The sequence below is a fragment of the Nonomuraea wenchangensis genome (assembly GCF_900111685.1).
In the GTDB taxonomy this organism is placed as follows: domain Bacteria; phylum Actinomycetota; class Actinomycetes; order Streptosporangiales; family Streptosporangiaceae; genus Nonomuraea; species Nonomuraea wenchangensis.
In genome coordinates this window covers 85129-97462 of the sequence record NZ_FOHX01000012.1, presented here as the reverse complement: position 1 = coordinate 97462, position 12334 = coordinate 85129, and the positions used below count along the sequence as shown (strand labels likewise).

Annotated in this window: 13 protein-coding genes and 2 pseudogenes; 8 read left to right on the top strand and 7 right to left on the bottom strand. The window is 68.8% G+C overall.

Annotation, left to right across the window (positions count from 1 at the left end; translation table 11 throughout):
* Positions 1–123 precede the first annotated feature (123 nt).
* Both BMW85_RS51420 and BMW85_RS31250 read left to right on the top strand, forming a co-directional pair.
* Positions 124–1581, top strand: a complete 1458-nt coding sequence (locus BMW85_RS51420; RefSeq protein WP_091088615.1) for an arabinofuranosidase catalytic domain-containing protein — start codon at positions 124–126, stop codon at positions 1579–1581.
* Positions 1582–1689: 108 nt separating this feature from the next.
* Positions 1690–4023 carry a beta-L-arabinofuranosidase domain-containing protein gene (locus BMW85_RS31250; RefSeq protein ID WP_091088613.1) on the top strand — a complete coding sequence of 778 codons (2334 nt, stop codon included), beginning with the start codon at positions 1690–1692 and terminating at the stop codon, positions 4021–4023.
* A 152-nt stretch (positions 4024–4175) separates the two neighbouring features.
* On the opposite strand, the pseudogene BMW85_RS51415 reads toward BMW85_RS31250, so the two are convergent.
* Positions 4176–4470 (bottom strand): annotated as a pseudogene (locus tag BMW85_RS51415) (IS5/IS1182 family transposase); the annotation flags it as partial.
* Positions 4471–4473: 3 nt separating this feature from the next.
* Positions 4474–5349 carry a helix-turn-helix domain-containing protein gene (locus tag BMW85_RS31240; RefSeq protein ID WP_218155994.1) on the bottom strand — a complete coding sequence of 292 codons (876 nt, stop codon included), beginning with the start codon at positions 5347–5349 and terminating at the stop codon, positions 4474–4476.
* Between the two features lie 146 nt (positions 5350–5495).
* Between BMW85_RS31240 and BMW85_RS31235 the strand changes: the two genes are divergently transcribed.
* From BMW85_RS31235 to BMW85_RS52635, 5 genes and pseudogenes are all read left to right on the top strand, one after another.
* Positions 5496–6620 (top strand): cytochrome P450 family protein, encoded by a 1125-nt coding sequence (locus tag BMW85_RS31235; RefSeq protein WP_091088611.1) that lies wholly within the window; start codon positions 5496–5498, stop codon positions 6618–6620.
* Positions 6621–6792: 172 nt separating this feature from the next.
* Positions 6793–6936: pseudogene (locus BMW85_RS52640) on the top strand (alpha/beta fold hydrolase); the annotation flags it as partial.
* Between the two features lie 140 nt (positions 6937–7076).
* Positions 7077–7568 (top strand): hypothetical protein, encoded by a 492-nt coding sequence (locus BMW85_RS31225; RefSeq protein ID WP_091088609.1) that lies wholly within the window; start codon positions 7077–7079, stop codon positions 7566–7568.
* On the top strand, positions 7555–8358 hold the full coding sequence (locus tag BMW85_RS31220; RefSeq protein ID WP_091088606.1) for an SDR family NAD(P)-dependent oxidoreductase: 804 nt from the start codon (positions 7555–7557) through the stop codon (positions 8356–8358). The genes BMW85_RS31225 and BMW85_RS31220 overlap by 14 nt, the downstream gene beginning before the upstream one ends.
* Positions 8359–8400: 42 nt before the next feature.
* Complete coding sequence (locus tag BMW85_RS52635) at positions 8401–8706, top strand: 3-hydroxyacyl-CoA dehydrogenase family protein (RefSeq protein ID WP_218155991.1); 306 nt, start codon at positions 8401–8403, stop codon at positions 8704–8706.
* Positions 8707–8746: 40 nt separating this feature from the next.
* On the opposite strand, the gene BMW85_RS31210 is transcribed toward BMW85_RS52635, so the two are convergent.
* From BMW85_RS31210 to BMW85_RS49835, 4 genes are all read right to left on the bottom strand, one after another.
* The gene (locus BMW85_RS31210; protein WP_143082451.1) at positions 8747–8974 is read right to left on the bottom strand and encodes a hypothetical protein; all 228 of its coding nucleotides are present in this window, start codon (positions 8972–8974) and stop codon (positions 8747–8749) included.
* Positions 8971–9099, bottom strand: a complete 129-nt coding sequence (locus BMW85_RS52095) for a hypothetical protein (RefSeq protein ID WP_281249620.1) — start codon at positions 9097–9099, stop codon at positions 8971–8973. Before BMW85_RS52095 ends, BMW85_RS31210 begins: the two co-directional genes overlap by 4 nt.
* A 49-nt stretch (positions 9100–9148) precedes the next feature.
* Positions 9149–9691 carry a DUF3887 domain-containing protein gene (locus BMW85_RS31205; protein WP_143082450.1) on the bottom strand — a complete coding sequence of 181 codons (543 nt, stop codon included), beginning with the start codon at positions 9689–9691 and terminating at the stop codon, positions 9149–9151.
* 181 nt (positions 9692–9872) lie between these two features.
* Positions 9873–10304 carry a hypothetical protein gene (locus BMW85_RS49835; protein ID WP_218155990.1) on the bottom strand — a complete coding sequence of 144 codons (432 nt, stop codon included), beginning with the start codon at positions 10302–10304 and terminating at the stop codon, positions 9873–9875.
* 265 nt (positions 10305–10569) lie between these two features.
* Between BMW85_RS49835 and BMW85_RS31195 the strand changes: the two genes are divergently transcribed.
* Positions 10570–11127 (top strand): hypothetical protein, encoded by a 558-nt coding sequence (locus BMW85_RS31195; RefSeq protein WP_143082448.1) that lies wholly within the window; start codon positions 10570–10572, stop codon positions 11125–11127.
* Positions 11128–11960: 833 nt separating this feature from the next.
* Here BMW85_RS31195 and BMW85_RS50505 read toward each other — a convergent pair.
* A partial coding sequence (locus BMW85_RS50505) for a WD40 repeat domain-containing protein (protein WP_425434385.1) occupies positions 11961–12334 on the bottom strand: 374 nt, incomplete at its 5' end.

The window sequence follows — 12334 nt, the reverse complement described above, 5'->3', positions numbered from 1 at the left end:
TTGACTCCGCACTGGCGTTACTGACGAATCGATTCGACCATCAACTGATGTTAGCGCTAACACAACTTTTGCCGGGCCCGCGTATCGGCGCCGTCCGCTCATGATTCCTGATTGAGAGAAGGCATGATGCTTCTTGGAAGCCTGACAAAGCCACTCGCGGCCGGGGCGGGTGCGTTGCTCGCCACAGCCTGCCTGGTCGGCGGTGGTACAGCCCAGGCCGCGACGTCGCAGCCGTGTGACATCTACGCCGCGGGCGGGACGCCGTGTGTGGCGGCGCACAGCACCACGCGTGCCCTGTACGCGGCCTATGACGGCCCGCTCTACCAAGTCAGGCGTTCGTCCGACAACACCACTCGGGACATCGGGGTGCTGAGCGCGGGCGGTGTGGCCAACGCGGCCACGCAGGACTCGTTCTGCGCCAACACCACCTGCGTCATCACGATCATCTACGACCAGTCCGGCCGCAACAACCGCCTCACGCAGGCGCCGCCCGGCTACTGGAAGGGCCCCGCTCCGGGCGGATGGGACAACCTCGCCGACGCGAACGCGGCACCGATCACCATCGGTGGGCAGAAGGCGTACGGCGTCCGCGTGGAGCCCGGCACCGGCTACCGCAACAACAACACCAACGGCGTCGCCAAGGGCGACGAGCCCGAGGGCATCTACGCCGTCGTCGACGGCACGCACTACAACCAGTGGTGCTGCTTCGACTACGGCAACGCCCAGACGGACGGCCAAGCCGACTCCCCCGCCATCATGGAGACCGTCTACTTCGGTGCTGACAAGCAGTGGGGCTACGGGGCCGGAGCCGGTCCCTGGATCATGGCCGACCTGGAGTGGGGACTCTTCTCGGGGGTGAACGCGGGCTACAACAACATCCCGTCGATCAACCACCGTTTCGTCACGGCGATGGTCAAGGGGGAGCCGAACCACTGGGCGATCCGGGGCGGCAACGCACAGTCGGGCGGCCTGACGACCTACTTCGACGGGCGGCGCCCCAACGGCTACCACCCGATGAAGAAGGAAGGCGCCATCCTGCTCGGCATCGGCGGCGACAACAGCGTCTCCGGCCGCGGCACCTTCTTCGAGGGCGTGTTGACCTCCGGCTATCCGACCGCCGCCACCGAGGACGCCGTACAGGCCAACATCGCCGCCGCCGGCTACGCGCCGGCGGGCGGCGGCAACCCGCAGCAGGGCGTCCAGGTCGTGGGCGGCCAGTCCGGCCGGTGCGTCGACGTGCCGAACAGCAGCACCGCCAACGGCACCCAGGTGCAGTTGTGGGACTGCGGGAGCGGCACCAACCAGCGGTTCACCTACACCTCAAGCAAGCAGTTGCAGGTGTACGGCAACAAGTGCCTGGACGCCTACGGGCAGGGCACCGCCAACGGCACCCAGGTGATCATCTGGGACTGCAACGGCCAGGCCAACCAGCAGTGGAACGTCAACACCAACGGCACCATCACCGGCGTGCAGTCCGGGCTGTGCCTGGACGCCAACGCGGCCGCCACCGCCAACGGCACGAAGCTCATCCTGTGGTCCTGCAACGGCCAGGCCAACCAGCGGTGGACCCTGCGCAGCTGATTCCGGCCGTTGTTCCCCTCTTCGTCCCATGGCTGCCGAGTGCGGCGAGGCGGCCGTGACGTCGCCCGTTGTCCCCGGGCGACCGCAGCTCACCATGTTGGAGGTCTCGTGTCATCACCATCGGTCAGCCGCCGTCAGCTCTTGCAGGCCGCCGGCGTCGCGGTTGCCGCGTCGGCCGTTGGGCAGGCCGCCGGGACGTCGGCCGCCGTGGCCGCGGTCGCCCCGGCCCGGGCCGACATCGGCGTGTCGGCCTACCTGTTCGACCTCGGGCAGGTCCAGCTCACCTCCGGCCGCTGGCTGGACAACCAGAACCGCACCCTTTCCTATCTCCGGTTCGTCGACGTCAACCGGATGCTGTACAACTTCCGGGCCAATCACCGCCTCTCCACCAACGGCGCCGCCTCGAACGGCGGATGGGACGCCCCGTCGTTCCCGTTCCGCACCCACGTGCAGGGGCATTTCCTCACCGCGTGGGCCCAGGCGTACGCCTTGCTCGGCGACACCACCTGCCGGGACAAGGCCACCTTCATGGTCGCCGAGCTCGCCAAATGCCAGGCGAACAACGGTGCCGCCGGGTTCGGCGCCGGTTACCTCTCCGGTTTCCCCGAGTCGGACTTCAGCGCCCTCGAAGCGCGCACGCTGAGCAACGGCAATGTGCCGTACTACTGCATCCACAAGACGCTGGCCGGCCTGCTCGACGTGTGGCGCCTGATCGGCAGCACCCAGGCCCGCGACGTGCTGCTCGCGCTCGCGGGTTGGGTGGATCAGCGCACCTCCCGGCTCAGCTCCAGCCAGATGCAGAACGTGCTGGGCACCGAGTTCGGCGGCATGAACGCGGTGCTGACCGACATCTACCAGCAGACGGGTGACGGGCGCTGGCTCACGACGGCTCAGCGGTTCGACCACGCGGCCGTGTTCACCCCGCTCGCCTCCAATCAGGACCAGCTGAACGGCCTGCACGCCAACACGCAGGTGCCCAAGTGGATCGGTGCGGCACGGGAGTACAAGGCGACCGGCACCACCCGCTATCGGGACATCGCGAACAACGCATGGAACATGACCGTCAACGCGCACACGTATGCGATCGGCGGTAACAGCCAGGCCGAACACTTCCGCGCCCCCAACGCCATCGCCGGATACCTCGGCAACGACACCTGCGAGCACTGCAACACCTTCAACATGCTCAAGCTCACCCGCGAGCTGTGGCTGCTGAACCCCGGCCAGGCGTCCTACATGGACTTCTATGAGCGGGCCCTGTTCAACCACGTCATCGGTGCCCAGAACCCGGCGGACGCCCACGGGCACATCACCTACTTCACCCCCCTGCGGCCCGGTGGCCGGCGTGGGGTCGGCCCGGCGTGGGGCGGCGGCACGTGGAGCACTGACTACAACTCGTTCTGGTGCTGCCAGGGCACCGGGGTGGAGGTCAACACGAGCCTGGTGGACGCCATCTACTCCTACAACGGCACCACGCTGTTCGTGAACCTGTTCCAGCCAGCCACACTGAACTGGTCCCAGCGCGGCATCACGGTCACCCAGACGACGTCCTACCCGGCGAGTGACACCACGACCCTGCAGGTCACCGGCAGCGTCGGCGGCTCGTGGACGATGCGGATCCGCATCCCCTCCTGGACGTCGGGCGCCACGATCAGCGTCAACGGCACGCAGCAGAGCGTGGACACCACGCCCGGCTCCTACGCCACCCTCACCCGCTCGTGGACGTCCGGCGACACCGTCACGGTGCGCCTGCCCATGCGCGTGGTCATGAAGGCGGCCAACGACAACGCGAACGTCGCGGCGATCACGTATGGTCCTGTCGTGCTGTCCGGCAACTACGGCAACACCTCGCTGTCGTCGCTTCCGGCCCTGACCACCTCCTCGATCGCCCGGACCGGCACTTCGGCGCTCACCTTCACCGCCACCGCCGATAACGCGACGGTCAACCTGATCCCCTTCTACGATGCGCAGGGGCACAACTACACCGTTTACTGGAATGTCAGCGGGCAGGGCACCGGCGGGACGGGAAGCTACCGGCTGGTCAACGCGGCGAGTGGCCTGGTCCTCGGCATCCAGAACATGTCCACGGCGGACGGCGGTCTCGCGCTGCAGTGGACCGACAATGGCACCGCGGACCACAACTGGGTGATGGTGCCCGACGGCAGCGCCGTGCGGTTCCGCAACGTCAACAGCGGCAAGGTGCTGGGCGTGGAGAACATGTCCACCGCCGACGGTGCCCGCATCCTGCAGTGGTCCGACAACGGCACAGCCGACCACCGGTGGACTTTGGTCGACAACGGCGACGGAACCTACAAGATCCGCAACGTGAACAGCGGCAAGCTGCTCGCCATCCAGAACAACTCCACGGCCAACGGCGCCCAGGCCGTTCAGGACTCCGACAACGGAACCGCCGACAACCGGTGGCGACTCGTCCGCAACTCTTGAACACCCGCCCAGCGGCCTGCCGGCCTTGATTCCAGGCAAAAGGGATTTGATCAAGCGTGGAGCAACGACTCCGCTGGCGTCCTTCCGCTCGCCGAAGAACGCCGGCGCGAGCCGCCCATTGCTCCGCACCGGAATGTCATCGATCGCAGCGCGCCCGCGCCGGGCACCTGACGGGCCACCCGGCGGATCGCGGCGATCAGCTGGGTGATGGTGTCCTGGGTGGCGACCGCATCCAGCAGCACCGTTGAATCCAGCGCGCCGCGCCCGGCCGGCCAGCACCCCGGTCTGCTCCACCACCGTGCGGACGATGCCGAAGATCCGGTCCGGGTCCGCCGAGCGGGCCAGCCGACGCCGGAAGTAGGTCAGCAGCGACGGATCGAAGCCCTGGTCATAAAGACCGAGCCCGCAGGCGGCCTTCCACCGCAGATCGAACCGCAGCCCTGCGACCGCCTAGGACGGTTGTCGGTTGCGGGCGTACTGGGCCGGGGTTTGGTCATAGCGCCGGCGAAATGAGCGGATGAAGTGGCTGCTGTCGGCGAACTGCCAGCGGGCCGCGACCTCTGAGACAGTCTGGCCGGCTGTCAGAGCGCGGCGAGCCTCTTCCAGGCGACGGCGCCGGATGTAGGCGGCGACAGATTCGCCGGTGTCGGCAAACGCGCGGCTCAAGGTGCGTATGGAGACGTGCAGTTGACGGGCGAGCAGGCTGGGCGTCAGGTCGGGGTGGGTGAGCCACTGATCGGCGAGTTCGCGGGCAGCCGTGGCCAGCGCGGGGGCCAGGGCGGGTTCGGTGCCGTCGACGTAGCGATACATCACGCCGCGGGTCAACTCGATCAGTGCGTTTCTGGCTGCTCCGATGCCGTGGTCGGTGAGTTCGTCGATCGTGTCGTGGAGCAGGCTGGCGTGGGCCAGCAGAAGGCGTACTTCGGGTGTGACGGCCGAGCCGCTGATCGACCTGTCGCCCGCGTGGCTGCCGACGGCCCCGGCGGGCAGCGCGATGGTGGCGCCCGCGGTCTGCGGGCTCGTCTCGAAGCCGGTCAGACCGGTGGCACGCTGGACCATGAACCGCCCGCCCGGCAGGGCGAGTCGGCTGCCGGAGTACTGCAGGATCCAGGAACCCCGGTGCACGACGTACAGTCGCAGCTCGTCCGCCGCGCGCTGCGTGGTGCCTGATCGCACCCTGATCGCGGTGCGGAAGTCGGTGAGGAGTGCGTCCCGTACCCGGGTCTCCCGGGTCTGTACACGGGCGCCGAGCTCCGTGTCGGCGGCGTATTCCGGCGGTCGGTCGCAGCTGCCGATGTGATCATCAGGTTCCGGGCTCCCGCTCATATCACCATTGTGGCCCGCATGTTCCACCACATGGCTGCCAGATCCAATCGGAGGCACCGGCACGCCACTTACGTTGGCGGATACCACGACCCCGTGGCAATCGGCCCCGTGACCCGGAACGAGCAGGATTCTGTGAGGAGCAGCCCATGACCAGCGCCCGGCAATCCACGCCGCCCGACGGTGCGACGCCCCTGCTGGTGACCGGTTTCGACGCTGCGCGGCGGATGCTGTCCGAACGGCGAACGTCGAAAATCCTTGACGCGGAAGCGAGGGGACTCTCACCGGAACTGGGCGACGCGATGTTGCGCATGATCCTGTTCCTCGATCCGCCGGACCACACCCGCCTGCGCCGTCTGGTCTCGGCCGCCTTCTCCGCCGCGCGCATCGAGGCGCTGCGCCCGCGCATCGAGCGCGTCGCGGCCGACCTGCTGGACGCCATGGACCGTCTCGAGACGCTAGACCTGATCGAGGCGTACGCGTGGCCGCTGCCGATGCAGGTCATCTGTGACCTGCTCGGCGTCCCGACCGACAGCCGCGAGGAGTTCCGCACGTGGACCGCCATCGTGGCCGGCGGCGCGGCCCGGGAACACGAGCAGCCCACCCAGCTGACCCGGTTACTCGGCGTCATCCGAGGAATGATCGCCGACCAGCGCGCACACCCGGGCGACGGCCTGCTCAGTGACCTGATCGCGGTCCGTGAGGAGGAGGATCGGTTCTCCGACGGCGAACTCACCTCGATGGTCTTCGCACTCCTGGTCGGCGGGCACGAAACCACCGCCGGCCTGATCGGCAACGGCATGTTCCGGCTGCTCGAGGACCGCGAGCGATGGAACCGGCTGCGGGCCGAGCCCGGGCTGCTGCCCACCGCGATCGAGGAGTTCATACGGTTCGACTCCCCACTGGCCACGACCACCTACCGGGCCGCCGCCGAGACATTCGAGTTCGCCGGCCAGACCGTCGCGGTCGGCACACCCATCGACATCAGCCTGGCGCAGGCCAACCGCGACCAGCGCCGCTTCCCGCAGGCAGACCGGCTGCAGCTGGACCGGGTCGAGAATCCGCATCTCGGTTTCGGCCACGGCATCCATTACTGCCTGGGCGCGCCCCTGGCCCGGATGGAGGCCCAGGTCGCGTTCGGCGCCCTGATGAACCGGTACCCCGACCTCGACCTCGCCGTTCCAGCTGGCGAGCTGACCTGGCGGTCCGACTTCATGCATGCCCTGTCCAGCCTTCCCGTCCGGCCCCGAGGCGCCCGGCCACATCAGGAGTGACGACCGGCCGGACCCGCTCGTCTGATCGCCTCTACCCGCCCTTTGGAGGGTTCAGCGGCAAATAAACCGCAAGGCCATCGATAACAACTTTCTGGAGGACACCTTGACCGAATTTCTCGACATCGAGGGCAGGCGGATTGCCTACTACATCGCCGGGGAGGGGCCGCTGATCGTGCTGTCGCACGGCATCGGGGACCGCAGGCAGGCTTTCCGGCTCCTGGTGCCGGAACTGGCGCGGGCCGGGTTCCGGGTCGCGGCGGCGGACATGCGCGGGCACGGCGAGTCGAGCGCGGGCGACTGGAAGTCGATCTCCCGCACCGACGTCGCCGGCGACCTGGTCGCGCTGATCAGGCACCTGGGCGGCCACCATCGCCGCCGCGACGGCATCCGACCACGTCAGCGGCATCGTCGAGGTAGGCCCGTCCACCCGCCCGCCGACCTAAAGCCTGGGCGGCTATGGAGTTCGATCGCGAGGCCACCGTGGGCACCGCCTTCGCCGCCCAAGCAGCGAAGGCCCGGCCATCAGCCTGGTGGTGGCTGCTGCCACCGGTCATGTACGTGCTGCACCGCCGCTGGTACCGGGCACTGAAGCAGACCATGCTCGCGCAGCTGACCCGTACCCAGCGGGAGCAGGTGACCAGCTTTCAGAGCAAGGCCACCGGATGGTTCACCGTGGCGGCCGGCGCCACCCTGCTGGCGACCAGGGAGACCTGGCAGATCGTCGCGGATTACGGCTGGCCCGTCTGGCGGTTCTGGTCGCTGGTCGCGGTGCTGATGGCCACGGCGGTCCTCACCCCTGCGGTCCGGATGATCGGCGACGCACACACCGCCGAGTCGGTGCCCGCGCGATCACGACCGGCGACACCGGGTCGATGGTTCGATCCGGCGCGCCTGAGCGGACTGTCCGGTGCAGAAGATCAGAAGGGAACGGACGATGGCCGAAGTTGACTACCGTGGGCAATGGACACTTCTCACGGGCGCCAGTTCGGGAATTGGCGCCGCTTTCGCGCACCGGCTCGCGGCCCGGGGGTCGAACCTCATACTTGTCGCCCGGCGACGTGATCGGCTGGAGGCGCTCGCGTCGGCCATCCGCCAGGAACACGATGTACGCATCGAACCCCTAGTCGCTGACCTGTCGGTGCCCGATGGCGGCCGTGCCGTGGCCGCCGAGGTCATGGACCGGGGACTGCCGGTCACGAGCCTGATCAACAACGCCGGCGCGATCACCTACGGCCCGCTGCACGAGGCAGACCTCGATCGGCTGACCCGGGAGATCGCCCTCGGCGTCTCGGCCGTGGTCGAGCTGACCCATGCGTTCCTGCCGACGCTGCGGGACGCCCGCCGGGGCGTGCTGGTGAACGTTGCCAGCATGGCGGCCTACGGTGCGGATCCGTACCTGGCCGTGTACGCCGCGGCGAAGGCCTTCGTGCTCAGCCTCACCGAATCGGTCTGGTACGAATCACGAGGCACCGGCCTTCGTGTTCTGGCCGTGTCGCCTGGGCCCACGCGCACGGAATTCATCGATGCCGTCAGCAATGCCGAGCACCTCTACAAAGGACTACCGCTCGCGACCCCGGACCAGGTTGCGCGCGAGACCCTCACGGCGCTGGACCGCCGCAACGCGCCGCCGAGCCTCCCGATCGGCCGGGCGAACCGTGCGTTCGTACGTCTCAACACGGTAATCAGCCGCCGTGCGTTCACCAACTTCGTCGGCCGGAAAACCCGGCCGCGCCGGTGAGCTCCCATTGGGCCGGCCGACCAGACGCGCCGCCGCCGCGGATTGCCCATCCAGGCGGCGAGCAGGCTCACCCCTCCTCCGAGTCAAACATTTGTCCAGCGCTGCCCCTGGGCGCTGACGCAGGGCTACATCCTGAATTCCCTTCTGGTCCCGCTCCTCCTCGCGGCGGGCAAGCTCTGGGTGAACGGCGTCGCTACCCCCGAGACCATCGACGCCGCCTGGCGAGTCGCCTCGCAGTCTCCGTTCGGCCCCCTTTCAGACCCTCGACGTCAATCGGCCTCACGACCTCGTATCACGTCGCGGCCGGTGCGCCGGACCCGGCCGTCCAGGCGTTCGCCGCCGCGATGAAGGAGCCACTGTGGGCCCCGTTTGGCCGTCTCATCGGCTGTCAGCCGGCTTGCCGCCGGCACGTGAGGTAGAGCGGCAGGACGACGATCCACAAGCACAGGCAGCCGAGGGCCCAAGTGGTGGGCTGGCTCAGCTCGATCGATCCCGCCGAGAAGTAGATGGGTGTTCCGCGCCTGGCATGGGCCGACGCGTCCTGGTAGACCCAGCCCACGCTCCCGAGCAGGACCGCAAGTGAAATCAGCGTGGTGACGTACGACCCCATCATCATCTCTGCCCGTGTTCGGTGATGACACAGGCCACGGCAGCCGCGTCGTCCGGTGTGATCGTGGGACGGACCCTGCGGCCGACGTCGAGCACCGGGGCCGTGTCCTTGTCGGCTGTGGCCATGCTCATCTGCCTTTCGTGACCTTCCACTCTGTGGGCCGGTGAGCGGTGCGGGGGGTCACGGGGTCTCGGGTGCGAGGATGACGACGCCGGCGACCTTCTCCTCCGTGTCGAAGGCGACGCGGGCCTTCATCTCGCCGGCCTCATAGCGCAGCGGGATGTCGACGACCGTGTGGTCGCCGATGCGGCGGACGAACGGCTCGCCCTCGCCGAAGCCCTCGAAGGCGCCGACGAGGCCGGTGACCGTGGCCAGTCCGTTGAGGCGAACCTCGTCGGTGAAGGCCGCCAGCACTTCGGCGTTGAACGACTGGCGGGCTTCGTCCATGCGGCCATCGAGGACGGCGGTGGCGATCTCGGTGGCGCGCGCGGCGGCGTCGGCCATGCGTACAGTCTTGTCCATGGGTTCTCCCGTTCTCGGATCGATGGGCTTGCCGAACCGCTGGAACGCGGCCTGGCGGGTGACGCCGAGTAGTTCCCCGATCTCCTGCCAGGTGTGTCCGGCGTCCCGGGACTGCTGCACGCACAGCTTCAGCACCTGATCTGCAAAGCCGTCGACATCCTGGGCGAGCCGGACGAGGTCGAGATAGGCCGGCTGAGCCACTGGGCTGCTGAGCGACTCGGCCAGGGCGGAGGCACGCTCGCTAAGGCGGGCGGTCAGGCCCGCGAGAGACGTCGGTGAATCAGTCACGTGTCAAGGATGTCTTTACGAGATCTGCGGCGTCAAGGGAACCTTTACACTCCTGCCATCCCTGTTCACGCATCACCACTCAGCCCCGCGGGTCCTACCCGCTGCACCCGAAAACCGCCCTGCACCTGACCGTCTCCGACACGAACACGATCAAGCAGAGGCTCCGACCAGCCGCGAGCAGGCCGCCCTCGCGCGGGTTGCCGATCTGGACGCCCGGCCCGTCACGCTCCAAGGCCGCGCTCAGGAGATCTCCCCCTTCTGCCGCATCGGCTTTGCCGCCCACGGCGACCGCCGGCGGATCACGATGACCCCGAACCCGGGCACGAGGCAGGTCTCGATCATCCCGCGGCTGCAGGTCGATCCCGGTGACCCCGATGGGTTCCGGGCCCGGCGCGATCTGGAGCAGGTGCTGGCCTACGGCGGCAAGACGGTCATCGAGGGCAGGTTCGTCGAGGCACTGCACGTCCTCGACGCCGATCGCTTGGTCGAGAAGCTCGAACCGTTCGGCGACGGCGACCACGTCCACGTCATGACGCCGCACCAGGACACCGCGCCCGTGCCCTGCCGCCTGCTGGTGCTCACCCCCGACGGCCAAGCCGCCGCGGCGTTGGAGCTGTCGTTGACCACCCGTACCGCCGGGCGCGCGGGTACGTCGGTCCAGGGGGCCGACTTGCACGGCGTGGTTCAGGTGCGTCTCCACCTCGACCATTCGCGAGAGGGCGTCCCGATGAGCGGCGGTGGAGGTGAACCTGTCCGGCCTGGGCGGGCACCGGCCATCAGCGATCAGGCCGGTGGCCGAACTGCTCGTGGCCGCCGAGGCGAACGAGGTGATCGAGGTGCAGATGGGGGACAAGCCTGTCGCCCGGGGTCACGTGCGTGAGCCGCTTTCGGTCTCGGTCCTGGAGGCCGCCCGGCTGGTCATCGTCCTGGACGACCTGCGCGAGCTGACCGGTGTTCACTTCCCCACCCCCGCCGCAGTGGTGCCCGCCGAGATGGCGATGCTGAGCGCGCTGCGCGACCTGCACGCCGGAGACAAGGCCGTCCTGACCCGAGCGACGATCTCCGCGCAGGTCACCGAGCAGGGGCGGGCCCATCTTCTGCAGGTGATCGACGACAACAGCGAGTGCGCGCTGACCATCGACATGAGATGGGAGCAGAGCTGCGCCGGGCACAGCTTCCCGCCCGTCGACGTGATCGTCTACGGGCCGCGTGTTCGCCTGACCAACCGTGCTGAGCTCGAAACAGCTGATGCGCCCGGCGATGGCCGGCTCAGCGCTTACTTCACCTGTCTTGACGATCAGGTCCTGGAGGTCCAGCCGAAGTCCTCGCCGAGCAGCGCGGAAGACTGACCACGATGAGGGAGGAGGCGTCCATGCCACCCGGGGACAACCCCGCCGGCGCATCAGCGCCGCGCACGGATAACCAGGCGACCGTGCCAGCGAATGCGCCCGCGACTGCGCCCGCGGCGCCGCCCGACGGGCGCACACCGTGGCCCGGCCGGAGGCAGAGCCCGGTGCTGGCCCTGGACGTCGACGGCGCGCTCAACCCCGACGCCGGGCGCCAGCCTGGAGGAGGAGGCCCGCCAGCTGCGGAACGCCTTCGACCCCGATCAGCCCCGCGACCCGTAAGGGCAGGTGGATCGAGACCGGCGCGTCCGTGTCCGTCTGAGGCGGAGGCACCGGCACCGTCGCCCGGAGCCTGGGCGGCGGCCGGCTGGAGGTGCACACCGCGGACGGCCGCAAGCTCGCCGTCCACCGGAACTACCTGACCGTCCCCGCCGCCCCGGCGGGAAGAAGCCGTCCGGTAACCCGGCCGACCGGCCGAGGCCGCTGCGCGCGTCCAAGCCTCCCGGGACGTGCAGGAGTTCGTCCCGGACGTGCAGCACACCCGCGTCCCGGTCTCGGAGCTGAAGCCTGGCCAACTCGCCCTGGTGGACGGGCCGGGAGCAGCTCGGCGCTGAGATTTGCGATATCTGCCGCATCACGAGCGTGTTCCCGGCATGACCTGCGGGAGCGCAGCGGCCGGCGGCCGGAGTCAGTCTCGACCGGGCACATCTCGGTGGCCAGCCAGCGCGCCCACCGCTCCTCGGCTGCCTCGCCTGTCGGCCGGGTCCCCGAAGGCGCGGCGAATCTGCGCCTGGTGGTACTCGATGGTCCGGCCGTGCCGGGTGTACTTGGCCTTGTCAGAGAGTGGGACAGCTATCCCGGTATGGCTCATCGGGGATGTACTGCTGCCATTCCTGAGGAGTAAACGGCCGAACCGCGATGCCACAGACCGCCCGAGGAAGATCAGGCGGCAAGGCGACGTTCCACACCCGCACCGTGCCCTCGTCGCTGGCGCTGGCCAGGCGGGTGCTGTCCGGGCTGAACGCTACCGAGATCACCGGGCTGGTGTGATCGGTGAGCGGGGCGCCGATGGGGCGGCCGGTGGCTGCATCCCACACCCACACCGTGCGATCGTTGCCGGCGCTGGCCAGGCGGGTGCCGTCCGGGCTGAACACCACCGAGGACACCGAGTCGGTGTGGCCGGTGAGGGTGCGGATTTGGCGGCCGGTGG